The following is a 16,049-nucleotide window of genomic DNA, read 5'->3' as shown; positions in this document are numbered from 1 at the left end:
GCGCTCCTAGCTCGGCCTTGCGATTGCGGCACGGTCGAGGTTAGCCGAACAAGCAAGTGCTTGGTAGAGTGCCGAGGCGGGAACGACGCCGAGGAGGCGGTTGTGGACCTCACCGACAGCGCCGAGGAAGCGGCCTTCCGCCGCGAAGTCCGGCAGTGGCTGTCCGAGCACCTGACCGGCGAGTTCGCCGATGCCAGGGGGCTCGGCGGGCCCGGTCGCGAGCACGAGGGATTCGACGTGCGGCTGGCCTGGGACCGGCTGCTGGCCGAGCACGGCTGGACCTGCCTGGGGTGGCCGGAGGAGTTCGGCGGGCGCGGAGTCGGCGTCGGCCGGCAGGTCATCTTCCACGAGGAGTACGCCCGGGCCGAAGCGCCCGTGCGCGTCGGTCACATTGGCGAGGAACTGCTCGGCCCGACCCTGATGGCCTTCGGCAGCCCCGAGCAGCAGAAGCGGTTCCTGCCCGAGATCGTCAGTGCCCGCGAGCTGTGGTGCCAGGGCTACTCCGAACCCGGAGCCGGGTCGGACCTGGCCAACGTGGCCACCACCGCGCGCCTGGAGGGCGACGAGTGGGTGCTCAACGGGCAGAAGGTGTGGACCTCGATGGCCCACGTCGCCGACTGGTGCTTCGTGCTGGCCCGCACCGACCCCGAGCGGAGCCGCCACCAGGGGCTGTCCTACTTCCTGGTGCCGATGGACCAGCCCGGCATCCGGGTGCGGCCGATCATGCAGCTCACCGGCACCTCGGAGTTCAACGAGGTGTTCTTCGACGACGCCCGCACCGCCGCCGGGAACGTCGTCGGCGAGGTCGGTCAGGGCTGGAAGGTCGCGATGGGCACGCTCGGCTTCGAGCGCGGCATCGGCACCGTCGACCAGCAGGTCGTCTTCCGCCGCGAGCTCGCCGAGATCACCGAGCGGGCCCGCGCCACCGGGGCCCTCGACGACCCGCTGCTGCGCGACCGCATCACCCGAGCCTGGACCGACCTGGAGGCGTTGCGCTGCACCGTCTTCCGGCTGCTCGGCGCCGACGGGCCGCCCGGCCCGGAGTCCTCGGTGGTCAAGCTGCTGTGGTCGAACCTGCACCGCGAGCTCGGGGAGCTGGCGATGGCGGTGTCCGGGCCCGGCGGGCTCGTCGCCCAGGGCCCGCCCTACGACCTCGACGGGGGGCAGCGGCTGTTCCTGTTCACCCGCGCCGACACGATCTACGGCGGCTCCAACGAGATCCAGCGCAACATCATCGCCGAGCGGGTGCTCGGCCTGCCGCGCGAACCCCGACCCCAGGAGGCCACCCGATGACCCAGGCCCCGCCCGCGCACGGGCTGCTCAACGGCAAGACCGCCCTGGTCACCGCCGCCGCCGGAACCGGCATCGGTTCCGCGGTCGCGCGGCGGATGCTGGAGGAGGGCGCCCAGGTGCTCATCAGCGACCGGCACGAGCGCCGGCTCGCCGAGACCGAGGCCGAGCTCGCCGAGATCCCCGGTGCCGAGGTCGCCTCGGTGGCCTGCGACGTCACCGACGAGGCCCAGGTGCAGCGCATGTTCGACACCGCGACCAGCACGTTCGGCCAGGTCGACGTGGTGGTCAACAACGCGGGGCTGGGCGGCACCGCCTCGATCCTGGAGATGACCGACGAGCAGTGGGACAAGGTCGTCGACGTCACCCTGGGCGGCACCTTCCGCTGCACCCGGGCCGCGACCCGGCTCTTCCGCGAGCAGGGCACCCCCGGAGTCGTGGTCAACAACGCCTCCGTGGTCGGCTGGCGGGCCCAGGCCGGGCAGTCGCACTACGCGGCCGCCAAGGCCGGGGTCATGGCGCTGACCAGGTGCGCGGCGATGGACGCCGCCGAGCTGGGGGTCCGGATCAACGCCGTGGCACCGAGCCTGGTGATGCACGAGAACCTGGCCAAGGTCACCTCCGATGACCTGCTGGCCACCCTCACCGAGCGCGAGGCGTTCGGCCGCTCCGCCGAGCCGTGGGAGATCGCCAACGTGATCGTCTTCCTGGCCTCGGACTACTCGACCTACCTCACCGGCGAGGTCATCTCGGTCTCCAACCAGCACCCGTGAACCTCCGGTGAGCACCGCCGGAGGGGCTTTGAGAGGATGGCCCCGTGGTCTCGACCAAGCGCTTGTCCGCACGCAACCGCCCGGCGCGGGAGAACGGCTCCGAACGTCGCGCCGAACTGCTCGCCATCGCCGGTGAGCTGTTCGCGACCCGTGGCTTCCTGGCCACCACGGTCCGCGACATCGCCGACGCCGCCGGCATCCTCTCGGGGAGCCTCTACCACCACTTCGACTCCAAGGAGGCGATGGTGGACGAGATCCTGCGCGAGTTCCTCGACGACCAGCGGCAGGCCAACGCCAAGATCATCGCCGAGGCGCCGGACCCGCGCACGGCGCTGACCGAGCTGATCAAGCGGTCCTACTCGGCGCTGCGCAAGCACCCGGCCGCGATCGCGATCTTCCAGAACGAGGCCAACTACCTGGCCCAGTTCGAGCGCTTCGACTACCTGCCGGGCGTGGCCGACGAGTTCGAGAAGACCTGGCTGCGCGTCCTGCAGGACGGGCAGAAGCAGGGCGTGTTCCGCGAGGACCTCAACCCGAAGCTGACCTACCGCTTCATCCGCGACACCGTCTGGACCACGGTCCACTGGTTCAACCCGGGCGGGAAGCTCAGCATCAAGTCCATCGCGGACCAGTACATCACCATCCTCTGCGACGGCATCGTCACCCGCTGACGGTCGCCCGCTGGGCAGGGGGTTCGAGCCCGGTCCCGCCGGGCTCGAACCGGTCAGCCGCTCAGCGAGCCGGTCCGGCGCAGGGCCTCGGCCGCCTCGGTGACGAGCGAGTCGATGAGCTTCTCGCAGCTGGGGAGCTCGTCGATCATGCCGACGACCTGGCCCGCCGGGAGCACGCCCGCCTCGGGGTGGCCGTCCACCAGCGCCGACTTGATCAGCATCGGGGTGTTGGCCGCGAGCAGGACCCGGTTGAGGGGGAGCTTCTGCGCCTTGCGCATCGCCAGCCCGTCGGAGATGAGCTGCCGCCAGGTCATGCCGGTGAAGGCCTTGAACGCGACCGCCTGGCGCAGGGCCTGGGGGAGACGTCGCAGCAGGGCCTGGGACTCGGCGGAGGCGGTGAGGTCCGTGCGCAGCATCCGGTGCGGCAGTCCGTCCACCTTGGACGTCACGACCGTGTCGCCCACCTGCGCCCGCAGGTAGGAGCGCTTGACCTCGTCGGGAACCCGGCTGTCGGTGGTGAGCAGGAAGCGCGTTCCCATCGCCACGCCCGCCGCGCCGTAGCACAGCGCGGCGGCCAGACCGCGGCCGTCGAAGAACCCGCCCGCGGCGATCACCGGGATGTCCACCGCGTCCACCACCTGCGGGATCAGCAGCGTCGTGGCCACCGAACCGGTGTGCCCGCCGCCCTCGCCGCCCTGCACCAGCACCGCGTCGGCACCCCAGCCCGCGACCTTCTCGGCGTGCCGCCGGGCGCCGATCGACGGGATCACCACGACCCCGGCGTCCTTGAGCTTGCCGATGAGCCGTTGCGAGGGGGCCAGCGCGAACGAGGCCACCTTCACGCCCTCGCGGATGAGCAGGTCGCAGCGCTCCTCGGCGTCTCCCGCGTCCGCCCGCAGGTTCACCCCGAACGGTTCGCCGGTGCGCTCCTTGACCTCTCGGACCGCGTCGGTGAGCTGCGGCAGCGTCATCGTCGCCGAGGCCAGCACGCCGAGCCCGCCGGCGTTCGCCGTCGCCGAGACCAGGCTGGGGCCGGCGACCCAGCCCATGCCCGTCTGCACGATCGGATGGCGCACGCCGGTCAGCTCGCACAGCGGTGTGCGCAGCCGCTGCTCGATCACGACGGAACCTCCTTGTCCCGCAACCCCTTCGGGTCGATCCGGTCCCGGATCAGGGACAGCTCCTCGTCGGTGGGCAGCCGCGTCTCCGCGACCTCGTCGACGGCGAGCTCGAAACCGGTCTTCTCGCGCACCTCGTCCACGCTCACCCCGGGGTGCACCGAGCGCAGCCGCATCGCGCCGTCCGGGCCACGGAAGTCCAGCACCGCCAGATCGGTCACCACCACCCGCACGTCGTGGTAGCGCGCGCCGACCTGACGCGCCCGGTCGTGCCCGACACCGGCTACCAGGTCGACCGACTCGACGAAGATCTTGGTGCTGTGGTTGGGGATCCAGTAGTTCGTGGTGTGGTTGACGGAGTTGCCCGGAGCCCCGCGCACGCCGATCAGCTGCACCTTGGGCCGATCCCAGTCGCCGATGCGGGAGATGTTCTGGTTGCCGAAGCGGTCCACCTGCGAGGCGCCCATCATCACCCGGCGCTTGCCGCCCGCCAGCAGGTCCAGGACCTTGCCGTAGGGCAGCCAGCCCTCGACGGTGGCCGTGGACTCCTCGCCCAGCGGCGTCGTCTCGGCGATGAGCATCGCCTCGCCGTCGGAGAGCAGCAGTTCCGGCGCGCTGGTCAGCCGCGCCAGGCGAGCGCCGATCGAGGGGATCGTGCCGAACGGGGAGGCGATGGCCGTCCCGGCGTCGGCGAAGCTGTCGGCGCAGGCCACCGCGCAGACCTCGGCTCGGGTGATCGTCATGCCGGCACCTCCGCGCGTGCGTGGAACTTCTCGACCGCCGCCTGGTACCGCGCCTCGTCCCCGTCGAGGAACTCGGCGCGGAACGCCTCCCACTGACCGGGTTTCGCGCTGGCGGCGTAGTGCCGCTGGAACGCCTCGTCGCGGCCGTAGTCGGGCGCGCAGCTGGTGAAGTGCGCGCCGTTCGGCGTTTCCACCACGCCGCGCGGGTGCAGGCGGTTGATCAGCAGCGTCTGCGGCGCGGCGGTCTCGGTCAGCTCCTCGGTGGGCACGATCTTCTCGCAGCTCAGGAAGCTGGTCTCGGCCGCGGCGCACATCAGGTCGTCGAAGTACGGGTCCGGGCCGAGGTACTGGCCGTTGCCGTGGCGGTCGGCGCGGTTCATGTGCACCAGCGCCACGTCGAGGTTCAGCGCAGGCATCGCCACCAGCTCCTCGCCGTCGGCGTAGGGGGAGCGGACGGTGCGCAGGTCGGGGTTGAGCGCCATCACGTCGGAGCCGAGACCGGCGCGGGTGGGCAGGAACGGCAGCCGCGCGGCGGCGGCGCGCAGCCCGGCCAGCACCATGCCCTCGTCGTACTCGGCGACCTCCAGCTCACCGCGCTGGCGGGCGGCCCGGAAGTGCGGGTCGAGCGGGATCGAGTCCAGCGACACGAACCCGTAGACGACCTTGCGGAGCTTGCCGGCAGCGGCGAGCAGTCCGACGTCCGGACCGCCGTAGGACACCAGCGTCAGGTCCTCGAGGTCGGAGCGCAGGATCGCGCGCACCAGGGCCATCGGCTTGCGCCGGGAACCCCAGCCGCCGATGCCGATCGTCATGCCGTCGCGCAGGTGGGAGACCACCTCGTCGACGGTCAGCTGCTTGTCCTGCACCTACGCCTCCTCGTCGCGGCCGAACTCGGCGCGGATCGCATCCGACACCCCGGTGAGGTTGAGCTCGAAGGTGAACCCCTGCTCGAACCGGTAGCTGCGGTTGACGTCGACCGGGTCGATGCCGTTGAGCGCGGCCTTGGCCTTGCGGATCACCAGCGGGTTCTTCGCCGCGATGTCGGCGGCGACCTCCAGCGCGGCGTCCAGGAGTGCTTCGCGCGCGACGACTCGGTGCACCGAGCCGAGCTCGGCGAGCTGGGCCGCGGTGACGGTCTGCCCGGTGTAGAACATCGCGCGCATCATGTGCTGCGGCACCAGCCGGGACAGGTGGGTGGCCGCGCCGAGCGCGCCCCGGTCCACCTCCGGCAGCCCGAAGGTCGCGTCGTCGCTCGCGACGATGACGTCGGAGTTGCCAACCAGGCCGATGCCGCCGCCGACGCAGAAGCCCTGCACGGCGCTGATCACCGGCACCGGGCACTCGTAGACGGCTTTGAACGCCTCGTAGCAGCCGTTGTTGACGGCGACGAGCTTGTCGTGGCCGGGGTCGGCGGCCAGTTCCTTGATGTCCACACCCGCGTTGAAGCCGCGTCCCTCGGCTCGCAGCACCACGACTCGGGTCTGCGGATCGGCACCGCTGTCGCGCAGCGCCTCTGCGAGCTCGAACCAGCCCTTGACCGGCAGTGCGTTCACCGGTGGGTGGTCGACGGTGAGGACGACGATGCCGCCGTCCCGCCGTTCGATGTGCGTGCCCATGCCACCTGCCAAACCTAGCACTTGTTTGGTTGGGTTGTTACCGTAGCAACACCGCAGGACACCCCGCCAGGGGCGAGAACGCAGGGAGCGGCGGATGGGCATCGAGATCGACCTGACCGGCCGGGTGGTGCTGGTGACGGCGGAACGCGCGGCCTCGGCGCGGGCATCGCCGAGGCGTTCCTGCGCGCAGGTGCCGAGGTGCACGTCTGCGCGCGGAAACCGGTCGACGACCTGCCCTCGCACGGTTCGGCCGCGGCGCACTTCGCGCAGGTCGACGTCCGCGAGGACGAGCAGGTCGCCGAGCTGATCGACGGCATCCGGCAGCGCTCCGGGCGGCTGGACGTGCTGGTCAACAACGCGGGCGGGACCCCGGTCGCCGACACGGCCACGGCCTCGATCCGCTTGCACCGCAAGGTGATCGAGCTCAACCTGGTCGCCCCGCTGCTGCTCGCCCAGCACGCCCGGGAGGCCCTGGCGGAGTCGCAGGGCTCGATCATCAACATCAGCAGCGTCTCCGGCCGCCGCCCCTCCCCGGGAACCGCCGCCTACGGCGCGGCGAAGGCGGGCCTAGACAACCTGACCACGACGTTGGCCCAGGAGCTCGCCCCCGACATCCGCGTCAACGGCGTCGTCGTCGGCCTCGTGAGCTCCGAGGACCAGGCCGACCACTACGGCGAATCCGACCTGTCGGCGATCGTCCCCATGGGACGCCTCGCAGCACCCGCGGACGTCGCCAACGCCTGCCTCTTCCTCGCCTCACCGCTGGCCGCCTACATCACCGGTTCGGAGCTGACGGTCCACGGCGGAGGAGAAACCTCGACCTACCTCAACACCATCCGAACCTGACCCACCAACCCCGATCGCGGCCGTGTTCGGGAACCCGATCACGGCCGCAATCCACCCGTCCGCTCGGGGTTGACGGATTGCTCCCGCATTCGGGGGGACGGATTGCGGGAGCAATCCGTCCAAACCCGGTGCGGGGGCGTCTTCGCGGTCGGGGTGCGGATCGCGGGAGCGATCCGTTGAACGCTACGAACTTCGAGGAGGATTCACGTGATTTGCGAAGATCGGGTTGTGATCGTGACCGGGGGTGCTCGGGGGATCGGCCGGGCGCACTCGTTGGAGTTCGCCCGGCAGGGCGCGAAGGTCGTCGTCAACGACATCGGGGTGCAGCTGGACGGGAGCGGGGGTGACGGGTCCGCTGCCGCCGAGGTGGCCGAGGAGATCCGGGCGCTCGGGGGAGAAGCCGCCGTGCACGGGGCCGACGTCGCGGACTGGGGGCAGGCGCAGGAGCTCGTGGAGTTCGCCGTGGAGCGGTTCGGGCGCCTCGACGTGCTGGTGAACAACGCCGGGGTCGTGCGGGACCGGATGTTCGTCAACCTCGCCGAGGACGAGTGGGACCAGGTCATCCGCGTCCACCTGAAAGGCCACGCGGCGACGATGCGGCACGCCGCGCAGCACTGGCGGGACCGGACCAAGGCCGGGGAGACCGTGCGGGCCCGCGTCATCAACACGACGTCGGGAGCCGGGCTGCTCGGCAGCGTCGGGCAGACCAACTACGCCGCGGCCAAGGCCGGGATCATCGCCCTCACCCTCAACACCGCCGCCGAGCTCGCCCGCTACGGCGTCACCGTCAACGCCATCGCGCCCTCGGCGCGCACCCGCATGACCGAGACCGTCTTCGCCGACATGATGGCCCAGCCCGACCAGGGATTCGACGAGATGGCGCCGGAGAACGTCTCCCCGCTGGTCGCCTGGCTCGGCAGCGTCGACTCCGCCGAGGTCACCGGCCGGGTCTTCGAGGTCGCGGGAGGCGACATCACCGTCGGCACCGGCTGGACCCGAGGTCCCTCCCGCGACGCCGGCCGCCGCTGGAACGCCGACGAGCTCGGCCCCGTGGTCTCGGAACTGCTCGCCAAGGCCCCCGTTGCCGACCCCGTCTACGGCACCTGAGGGCGGGGAGTGGTACATCTCTTCCAGGAATTTCGGCACGAAAACCCGGAGGACAGCGGTGAGCGATCGGCACGCGTGGATCGAGCCCGGCGTCGAGCAGGTCGGGCCCGGCGTGCACCGCATCCCGCTGCCGCTGCCCAACGACGGGCTGCGCGCCGTCAACGTCTACGCCATCGAGGACTCCGACGGGCTGGTGCTCATCGACTCGGGCTGGGCGCTGGAGGAGGCGCGCACCCAGCTGGAGAAGGGCCTCGGCGAGATCGGCTACGACTTCGCCGACGTGCAGCGGTTCCTGGTCACCCACGTGCACCGGGACCACTACACGCTCGCGGTGCAGCTGCGCCGCACCTTCGGTTCCAAGATCAGCCTCGGTGCCGGTGAGCAGCCCACGATGGACGCGATCCTGGCCGGGGGCACCGAACTGGCCGAGCTGCAGCGGTTGCAGCGCTGGGGAGCCGACGAGCTGATCACCAAGCTCGCCGACGCCTACGGCGGGAAACCGCCGGAGCGCAAGGGCGAGAACCCCTACGAGCCGCCGGACGAGTGGCTGCACGGCAAGGTCGAGATCCCGCTGGGATCGCGAACGCTGCTGGCCGTGCCCACTCCCGGGCACACCCGCGGTCACGTCGTGTTCGTCGACGCCGACTCGCAGGTGCTGTTCTCCGGCGATCACGTCCTGCCGCACATCACGCCGTCGATCGGCGTCGAGTCCGCGCGTCCGGCGCTGCCGCTCGGCGACTTCCTGGACTCGCTGCGGCTCATGCAGACCTACCCGGACCTGCGGCTGCTGCCCGCGCACGGGCCCGTCGGCGGCAGCAGCCACCAGCGCGTCGAGGAACTGCTGAGCCACCACGACGAGCGGCTGCGGCAGACCGCCGAGGTCATCGCCGACGGCGCCGGAACCGCCTACGAGGCGGCGCTCAAGCTCGGCTGGACCCGCCGCAACCGGAACTTCGCCGACCTCGACCTGTTCAACCAGGTGCTGGCGGTCGGCGAGACCAGCGCGCACCTGGACCTGCTGGTGCGGCGCGGCGAGCTCGCCGCCACCCAGAACGGTGATGCCGTGGAGTACTCAGGCCAGCAGTAGCCGGACGGTCAGCTCCAGCCGGTTGGACACGTCGCTCGCCGAGGCCCGCCGGGTCACCCAGGCGACCAGGTTCGACAGCCACACGTCGCCGATGACCCGCGCGATCGCCTTCTGCTCGTCGGTGGGTTCCTCGCTGGTCATCGCCCGGGTGAACAGCTGCTCCATCAGCAGCGCCACGGTGTCGACCTCGTTGGCGACCGAGGTGTCGGCGAACATGAACGCCCTGGTCATCGCCTCGGTCAGCTCGGGGTTGCGCTGGAGCTGGCGGGTGGTGCGGTTGAGCACGTGCAGCACCCGGTCGTAGGCGGTGTCGCCGGGGATCTTCGTCCGGTCGAGCTTCTCCTGCTCGCGGGCGAACTCCCGGGCCAGGCCGACCACCAGCAGGTGGATCTTCGACGGGAAGTACCGGTACAGGGTGCCCAGCGCGACGTCGGCCTTCTCGGCGACCGCGCGCATCTGCACCGCGTCGTAGCCGCCCTTGGCGGCCAGCGCGAGCGTGGCGTCGATGATGCGCTTGCGGCGCTCGGCCTGGGCCGTGGTGCCGGTGGCACTGCCGCGGAGCGCCTCCAGCACGTTCTGCGAGCTTTCCATGGACCGGGCTCTCCTTGAACTTTCGACGGACATCAGGTGACGGCGAAGCGTGTTCGTCGCCACGCGACTCATCGCCCGGGGCTACTCACGGGTTAAGGTGAGCGGGTTACCTCGACCGAAACATGTTCCAGTCTACCCAGCCCGCGGCACCCGGGCAGTGTGAGGTGAATCGTGCGGATCGCTTTGCTTTCCTATCGGAGCAAGCCGCATTGCGGTGGGCAGGGTGTCTACGTCCGCTACCTCAGCCGCGGTCTCGCCGAGCTGGGACATCACGTCGAGGTCTTCTCCGGGCAGCCCTACCCGGACCTGGATCCGGGCGTCGACCTGACGCCGGTCGACAGCCTCGACCTCTACAACGACGACGACCCGTTCCGCACCCCGCACTGGCGCGAGCTGCGCGACCACGTCGACCTGCTGGAGGTCGGCACCATGTGGACCGCCGGGTTCCCGGAGCCGATGACGTTCAGCATGCGCGCCGCCCGGCTGCTCAAGGCCCGCGCGCACGATTTCGACGTCGTCCACGACAACCAGTGCCTCGGCAGCGGCCTGCTGTCGCTGCAGCGCGCCGGGGTTCCGCTGGTGGCCACGGTGCACCACCCGATCACCCACGACCGCCGGGTGGACCTGGCCGCTGCGAAGGGATGGCGCAAGCTCACCGTGCGCCGCTGGTACGGCTTCACCCGCATGCAGGCGCGCGTGGCCCGGCAGATCCCGCAGCTGCTGACCGTCTCGCAGAACTCCGCCGACGACATCCGCGACGACTTCGGCGTCGGGCCCGAGCAGCTGCGCGTGGTGCCGCTGGGCGTGGACGCCGAGGTGTTCCGGCCGCCGGAGAAGCCGCGCGTTCCCGGCCGGATCGTGGCGATGGCCAGCGCCGACACCCCGATGAAGGGCGTGGGCACGCTGCTGGAGGCGGTGGCGAAGCTGCGCACCGAGCGCGAGGTGGAGCTCGTCCTGGTCAGCAAGCTGACCCCCGGCGGCCCGACCGAGCAGCGCATCGAGGAGCTGGCCATCGGCGACGTCGTGCGCACCGTCAAGGGCATCAGCGACGAGGAGCTGGCCGAGCTGTTCGGCTCCGCCGAGGTCGCCAGCGTTCCCTCGCTCTACGAGGGCTTCTCGCTGCCGACGGTGGAGGCGATGGCCTGCGGCACCCCGCTGGTGGCCAGCCGCGCCGGCGCGATCCCCGAGGTCGCCGGGCCCGACGGCGAGTGCGCCGACCTGGTGCCGCCGGGTGACGCCGAAGCGCTGGCGGAGGCCCTGGCCCGGCTGCTCGACTCGCCCGAGCGCCGCGCCCGTCTCGGCGCCAACGGCCGCGAGCGGGTGCTGACCCGCTACAGCTGGAAATCCGTGGCAGCGGCGACCGTCGACTGCTACGCCGAAGCGATCGCGCGCAGCCCGCGCGGTGGGAAGGGAGCAACGCGTTGCTGACGGTGGACTTCGACAGGCTCGGCGTGCGGCCGGGACAGCGGGTGCTGGACCTGGGCTGCGGCGGAGGCCGGCACGCCTTCGAGCTGTACCGGCGCGGCACCGACGTCACCGCCTTCGACCAGGACGTCGAGGAGCTGGAGAACGTGGCCGCGATGTTCGCCGCCATGAAGGACGAGGGCGAGGTGCCCGAGGGCGCCAAGGCCCAGACCGTCTCCGGTGACGCGCTGGCCCTGCCGTTCGCCGACGGCGAGTTCGACGTCGTCATCGCCTCGGAGATCATGGAGCACATCCCCGAGGACGAGAAGGCGATGCGCGAGCTCGTCCGCGTCGTCAAGCCGGGCGGTCGCGTCGTGGTGACCGTGCCGCGCGCCTGGCCGGAGCGGATCTGCTGGGCGCTGTCGGACGAGTACCACCAGGTCGAGGGCGGGCACGTGCGGATCTACTCCGCCGACGAGCTCATCGGCAAGCTCACCGATGCCGGGCTGCGCTACGCCTTCCGCGATCACGCCCACGCGCTGCACTCGCCGTACTGGTGGATCAAGTGCGCGGTGGGCACCGACAACAACGATCACCCGCTGGCCAAGGCCTACCACGCGTTCCTGGTGTGGGACATGATGAAGGCCCCGTGGATCTCGCGCACCGCCGAGAAGCTGCTGAACCCGGTGGCGGGCAAGAGCATCGCGGTCTACCTGGGCAAACCTCGTGCCGGCGCCTGAGCTGCCGGGCGTCGTCTCCGCCGAGGCCCTCGTCCAGACCGGCAAGGCCATCGCCTCCGTGCAGCTCCCCTCCGGGGAGATCCCGTGGTTCCCGGGCGGGCACACCGACCCGTGGGACCACGTCGAGTGCGCGATGGCGCTGTCGGTGGTCGGTCAGCTCGCCGAGGCCGAGAAGGCCTACGAGTGGCTGCGCGCGACGCAGCGCGCCGACGGGTCGTGGCCGCTGCAGGTGCGCGACGGCGCGGTCGAGGACGCCGGTGCCGACACCAACTACTGCGCCTACCCGGCGGTGGGCGTGTGGCACCACGTGCTCATCACCGGTGACGACGCGTTCGCCGAGCGGATGTGGCCGATGGTGCGCGACGCCATCGACTTCGTGCTCACCGCGCAGCACCGGCGCGGCGAGATCGATTGGGGCATCGGCGAAGCCGGGCCCACCGGTGAGGCGCTGCTGTCGGGCAGCTCCAGCATCCACCAGAGCCTGCGGTGCGCGCTGGCGCTGGCCGACCGGGTGGGCGTGCCGCAACCGAGCTGGGAGGTGGCCGTCGGTCGTCTCGGGCACGCGCTGCGCAGGCACCCGGAGGCGTTCACGCCGAAGACCCGGTACTCGATGGACTGGTACTACCCGATCCTGGGCGGTGCGGTGCGCGGCGAGGACGGCCTGCGGCGCATCGACGAGCGCTGGGACGACTTCGTGGTGCAGGACTTGGGGATTCGCTGCGTCGACGACCACCCGTGGGTCACCGGCGCCGAGACCTGCGAGCTGGTGCTGGCGCTGGACGCCCTGGGCGAGCGCGAGCGCGCGGTGCAGCAGCTCGCCGCGATGCAGCACCTGCGCGACCCGGACGGCTCCTACTGGACGGGCTTCGTCTTCGCCGACCAGAAGCGCTGGCCGGAGGAACAGTCCTCCTGGACCGCGGCCGCGGTCGTCCTCGCCGCCGACGCGCTGACCCGGACCTCGCCGGGCAACGGCATCTTCCGGGGCGAGGACCTGCCGCAGGGCCTGCCGGTGGAGAACGTCTCCTGCTGCGAGTACGAGCGCACCCGCTGACGCGATGAAGAACCCCACCTCGCCGAACAGCTCGGCGAGGTGGGGTTCTTCGCGTCCGGCGTCCGATCAGGGCAGCGAACCGGGCTCGCCCCCGGTGCGTTCGAGGACGCGGAGGGAGCCCGTGACCCGGGTTTCGGTGAACGCGCCGGTGGCCAGGGCTCGGCGGTAGATGTTGTAAGGGGCTTGGCCGCCGTCCTCCGGGTCGGGGAACACGTCGTGGATGACCAGGGCGCCGCCCGGGGCGACCCAGTGGGCCCAGCCCTCGTAGTCGTTGACGGCCGCTTCCTCGGTGTGCCCGCCGTCGATGAACAGGAACGTCAGCGGGGTGCGCCAGAACCCGGCGATGTCGCGGGAGCGGCCGACCACGGCCGTGACCTCGTCCTCCAGTCCCGCGCGGGCCAGGGTGCGGCGGAACTCGCCGAGGGTGTCGAGCTTGCCGACCTCGGCGTCCACCAGCGTCGGGTCGTGGTACTCCCAGCCCGGCTGGTGCTCCTCGGAACCCCGGTGGTGGTCGACGGTGACGACGCGGCCACCGGTGATCCGGGCCGCGGCGCCGAGGAAGATCGTGGACTTGCCGCAGTAGGTGCCGATCTCGACGCCCACGCCGTCGCCGAGGTGGGCGACGGCGGTCTCGTGCAGCGCCAGGCCCTCGTCGGTGGGCATGAACCCGGTCGCGCGCTCGGCGAGGTCGAGCAGGTCCGCAGGCATCGACGGGTGGTGCTCGCGGTCGGTGGTCGATCCCTGCGTCACGTGGTGCCTCTTTCACATCGGTGCTGGTGCGCATTGCAGCGTACCCGGTCCAGGCGCTAGCTTGTTAGAACATGTTCTAATTCTCGCAGTGCGGGCGCGGACGAGGAGGCGTTGTGCCGATCGCGATCACCGACGAGCAGCGGGCCCTGCAGGAGTCCATCCGGTCCTGGGCCGACGGGCTCGGCACCGACCCGGTGCGCAAGCTGGAGAGCTCCGACACCCCGGTCTGGCACGAGCAGGAGACCTGGACCGGCCTCACCGAGATCGGCGTCTTCTCCCTGCTCGCCGAGGGGATCGGCACGACGGTCGACCTCGCCGCCGGGCTGGAGCAGGCCGCCGACGCGCTGGTGCCGGGCCCGGTGTGGTCCACGGCCGTGGCCGTGGCGCTGCTGGGGGAGGCCGATTTCGCCGAAGGCCGGGCCACCGCCGCGCTCTCGCTGGACCCCGGCGAGCTCGTCGCGACCGAAAGCGCCGACGGGCTGGTCGTTTCCGGCCGCATCGCCGCCGTCCCGGGCGCGATGGGCGTGACCCACCTGCTGCTGCCCGCGCGGGCGGGCGAGCGCGAGGTCTGGTTCCTGGTGCCCGCCGAGCGGACCGAGCGGAACCCGCGCCCGTCGCTGGACCTCTCCCGCCCGGTCGCCGAGGTCGTGCTGCACGACGTCGCCATCCCGGCGCGGCACGTCCTCGACCACGGCGTCCGGGGCCGGGACGTGCGGGACCTCGCGGTCACCCTCGCCGCCGCCGAGGCCGCGGGCATCGCCGGCTGGTGCCTGCGCACCGCCGTCGACCACGCCGGGACCCGCGAGCAGTTCGGCCAGGTCATCGGCTCCTTCCAGGCCGTCAAGCACCTCTGCGCCCGGATGCTGTGCGCGGTCGAGAAGACCACCGCGCTGGCCTGGGACGCCGCCCGCGCCGCCGAGGACGCGCCGGACGAGCACCCGCTGGCCGCCGCCGTGGCCGGGGCGGCGGTGTTCGACGCCGCCGTGGAGGTCGCCAAGGACTGCGTCCAGGTGCTCGGCGGCATCGGCTTCACCTGGGAGCACGACGCCCACCTGTACCTGCGGCGCGCGCTGGCGCTGCGGTCGGCCGTCGGCGGCACGGCGGGGTGGCGCCGACGGGTCGCCGAGCTCTCAGCCGGTGGCGCGCGACGCACGCTGAGCCTGTCCGCCGAACTCCCCGAGGACCGGCGCGGCGAGATCCGCGGCACCGTGGAGGAGATCGCCGCGCTCTCCCCTCGGCAGCAGCGGATTCGGCTCGCCGAGACCGGCTACCTCGCCCCGCACTGGCCCCGGCCCTACGGCTGCGGGGCGAGCCCGCACGAGCAGCTGCTCATCGACGAGGAGCTGGAGCGCGCGGGCGTGCGGCGACCGGACATGGTCGTCGGGAACTGGGCGGTGCCCACCATCGTCGAGCACGGCACCGACGCCCAGCGCGAGCGGTTCGCGTGGCCCACGCTGCGCGGCGAGATCACCTGGTGCCAGCTGTTCTCCGAACCCGGTGCGGGCTCGGACCTCGCCGGGCTGCGGACCAAGGCCGAACGCGTCGACGGCGGCTGGAAGCTCACCGGCCAGAAGGTGTGGACCTCGCTCGCGCAGGAGGCCGACTGGGGGATCTGCCTGGCCCGCACCGATCCCGAGGCGCCGAAGCACAAGGGGATCAGCTACTTCCTGGTCGACATGCGTGCGGAGGGCATCACGATCCGCCCGCTGCGCGAGATCACCGGCGTGGAGCGGTTCAACGAGGTGTTCCTCGACGAGGTCTTCGTGCCCGACGAGTGCCTGGTGGCCGAACCGGGCCAGGGCTGGAAGCTGGCCCGCACCACGCTGGCCAACGAACGCGTGGCGCTCGGCGGCGGTTCCAGCCTCGGCCAGGAGGTCGAGCGGCTGCTCGCGGCCTCCCGTGACACCGACCCGTCGATGCGGGAACGCCTCGGTTCGGCCGTCGTCGAGGGCCTGGCGGGCTCGCTGCTGCGGCTGCGCGCCACCCTGCGCAGCCTGCACGGCCGGGGCCCGGGTCCGGAGTCCAGCGTCGAGAAGCTGCTGGGCGTCTGGCACCGCCAGGACGTCGCCGAGCTCGGCGTGGAGATGCTCGGCGCCGAGGCGCTGGTGATGGAGGCCGAACCGGTGCACGAGGTGCTGCTCACCCGCGCCCTGTCGATCGCCGGTGGCACCACGCAGATCCTGCTCAACGTGATCGCCGAACGAATCCTCGGGCTGCCTCGCTGAGGCTTGCGCGCGAGGTCGCCGAGGCGGTAGAAGTAGA

At 71.6% G+C, this 16,049-nt stretch carries 16 protein-coding genes; 10 read left to right on the top strand and 6 right to left on the bottom strand.

The window, feature by feature from the left end; all coding sequences use genetic code 11:
• The first annotated feature begins 102 nt into the window (after nt 1–102).
• Genes REH65_RS07160 through REH65_RS07150 form a run of 3 tightly spaced genes read left to right on the top strand, consistent with a single transcriptional unit; the run spans nt 103 to nt 2,734 of the window.
• Nucleotides 103–1,293, top strand: coding sequence for an acyl-CoA dehydrogenase family protein (locus tag REH65_RS07160; protein WP_406691791.1), 1,191 nt, complete (start codon nt 103–105; stop codon nt 1,291–1,293).
• Entirely contained in the window at nt 1,290–2,063 is a 774-nt protein-coding gene (locus REH65_RS07155; protein ID WP_406691790.1) for an SDR family oxidoreductase, read from the top strand. Before REH65_RS07160 ends, REH65_RS07155 begins: the two co-directional genes overlap by 4 nt.
• Before the next feature lie 44 nt (nt 2,064–2,107).
• Nucleotides 2,108–2,734, top strand: coding sequence for a TetR/AcrR family transcriptional regulator (locus REH65_RS07150; protein WP_281456064.1), 627 nt, complete (start codon nt 2,108–2,110; stop codon nt 2,732–2,734).
• Nucleotides 2,735–2,787: 53 nt separating this feature from the next.
• On the opposite strand, the gene REH65_RS07145 is transcribed toward REH65_RS07150, so the two are convergent.
• Genes REH65_RS07145 through REH65_RS07130 form a run of 4 tightly spaced genes read right to left on the bottom strand, consistent with a single transcriptional unit; the run spans nt 2,788 to nt 6,211 of the window.
• Nucleotides 2,788–3,840, bottom strand: a complete 1,053-nt coding sequence (locus REH65_RS07145; protein WP_406693109.1) for an NAD(P)H-dependent flavin oxidoreductase — start codon at nt 3,838–3,840, stop codon at nt 2,788–2,790.
• An 11-nt stretch (nt 3,841–3,851) separates the two neighbouring features.
• Nucleotides 3,852–4,595 carry a CoA-transferase subunit beta gene (locus REH65_RS07140; RefSeq protein ID WP_406691789.1) on the bottom strand — a complete coding sequence of 248 codons (744 nt, stop codon included), beginning with the start codon at nt 4,593–4,595 and terminating at the stop codon, nt 3,852–3,854.
• Entirely contained in the window at nt 4,592–5,461 is an 870-nt protein-coding gene (locus REH65_RS07135) for a CoA transferase subunit A (protein WP_406691788.1), read from the bottom strand. The genes REH65_RS07140 and REH65_RS07135 overlap by 4 nt, the downstream gene beginning before the upstream one ends.
• Nucleotides 5,462–6,211, bottom strand: coding sequence for an enoyl-CoA hydratase family protein (locus REH65_RS07130; RefSeq protein WP_281456061.1), 750 nt, complete (start codon nt 6,209–6,211; stop codon nt 5,462–5,464).
• A gap of 198 nt (nt 6,212–6,409) precedes the next feature.
• Between REH65_RS07130 and REH65_RS07125 the strand changes: the two genes are divergently transcribed.
• The 3 genes from REH65_RS07125 (at nt 6,410) to REH65_RS07115 (ending at nt 9,251) form a co-directional block, all read left to right on the top strand.
• Complete coding sequence (locus tag REH65_RS07125) at nt 6,410–7,057, top strand: SDR family oxidoreductase (RefSeq protein WP_406691787.1); 648 nt, start codon at nt 6,410–6,412, stop codon at nt 7,055–7,057.
• 201 nt (nt 7,058–7,258) lie between these two features.
• Complete coding sequence (locus tag REH65_RS07120; RefSeq protein WP_406693108.1) at nt 7,259–8,164, top strand: SDR family oxidoreductase; 906 nt, start codon at nt 7,259–7,261, stop codon at nt 8,162–8,164.
• 58 nt (nt 8,165–8,222) lie between these two features.
• Nucleotides 8,223–9,251 carry an MBL fold metallo-hydrolase gene (locus REH65_RS07115; RefSeq protein ID WP_406691786.1) on the top strand — a complete coding sequence of 343 codons (1,029 nt, stop codon included), beginning with the start codon at nt 8,223–8,225 and terminating at the stop codon, nt 9,249–9,251.
• On the opposite strand, the gene kstR is transcribed toward REH65_RS07115, so the two are convergent.
• Nucleotides 9,237–9,842 (bottom strand): cholesterol catabolism transcriptional regulator KstR, encoded by a 606-nt coding sequence (kstR, locus tag REH65_RS07110; protein ID WP_281456058.1) that lies wholly within the window; start codon nt 9,840–9,842, stop codon nt 9,237–9,239. The genes REH65_RS07115 and kstR overlap by 15 nt on opposite strands.
• Before the next feature lie 171 nt (nt 9,843–10,013).
• On the opposite strand from kstR, the gene REH65_RS07105 reads away from it, so the two are divergent.
• Genes REH65_RS07105 through REH65_RS07095 form a run of 3 tightly spaced genes read left to right on the top strand, consistent with a single transcriptional unit; the run spans nt 10,014 to nt 13,037 of the window.
• Nucleotides 10,014–11,270 carry a glycosyltransferase family 4 protein gene (locus REH65_RS07105; RefSeq protein ID WP_406691785.1) on the top strand — a complete coding sequence of 419 codons (1,257 nt, stop codon included), beginning with the start codon at nt 10,014–10,016 and terminating at the stop codon, nt 11,268–11,270.
• A gap of 2 nt (nt 11,271–11,272) precedes the next feature.
• Nucleotides 11,273–11,986: a methyltransferase domain-containing protein gene (locus REH65_RS07100; protein ID WP_406693107.1), complete on the top strand. Its 714-nt coding sequence runs from the start codon at nt 11,273–11,275 to the stop codon at nt 11,984–11,986.
• Nucleotides 11,973–13,037, top strand: coding sequence for a prenyltransferase (locus tag REH65_RS07095; RefSeq protein WP_406691784.1), 1,065 nt, complete (start codon nt 11,973–11,975; stop codon nt 13,035–13,037). The genes REH65_RS07100 and REH65_RS07095 overlap by 14 nt, the downstream gene beginning before the upstream one ends.
• A gap of 66 nt (nt 13,038–13,103) precedes the next feature.
• Here the strand turns inward: REH65_RS07095 and REH65_RS07090 are convergent, their stop codons facing one another.
• Nucleotides 13,104–13,787, bottom strand: a complete 684-nt coding sequence (locus tag REH65_RS07090; protein WP_406691783.1) for a class I SAM-dependent methyltransferase — start codon at nt 13,785–13,787, stop codon at nt 13,104–13,106.
• Nucleotides 13,788–13,900: 113 nt separating this feature from the next.
• Here REH65_RS07090 and REH65_RS07085 point away from each other — a divergent pair, with 113 nt between their 5' ends.
• Nucleotides 13,901–16,012, top strand: coding sequence for an acyl-CoA dehydrogenase family protein (locus REH65_RS07085; RefSeq protein WP_406691782.1), 2,112 nt, complete (start codon nt 13,901–13,903; stop codon nt 16,010–16,012).
• Nucleotides 16,013–16,049 lie beyond the last annotated feature (37 nt).

This window comes from Saccharopolyspora sp. ID03-671 (assembly GCF_045278815.1).
GTDB lineage: Bacteria > Actinomycetota > Actinomycetes > Mycobacteriales > Pseudonocardiaceae > Saccharopolyspora > Saccharopolyspora ipomoeae.
This window is presented reverse-complemented; position numbering and strand designations above follow the sequence as displayed.

Bases quoted from the DNA above. Each gene is read 5' to 3' on its own strand.
- kstR (WP_281456058.1), bottom strand. From the start codon at position 9,842: ATGGAAAGCTCGCAGAACGTGCTGGAGGCGCTCCGCGGCAGTGCCACC.
- REH65_RS07155 (WP_406691790.1), top strand. From the start codon at position 1,290: ATGACCCAGGCCCCGCCCGCGCACGGGCTGCTCAACGGCAAGACCGCC.
- REH65_RS07130 (WP_281456061.1), bottom strand. From the start codon at position 6,211: ATGGGCACGCACATCGAACGGCGGGACGGCGGCATCGTCGTCCTCACC.
- REH65_RS07140 (WP_406691789.1), bottom strand. From the start codon at position 4,595: ATGACGATCACCCGAGCCGAGGTCTGCGCGGTGGCCTGCGCCGACAGC.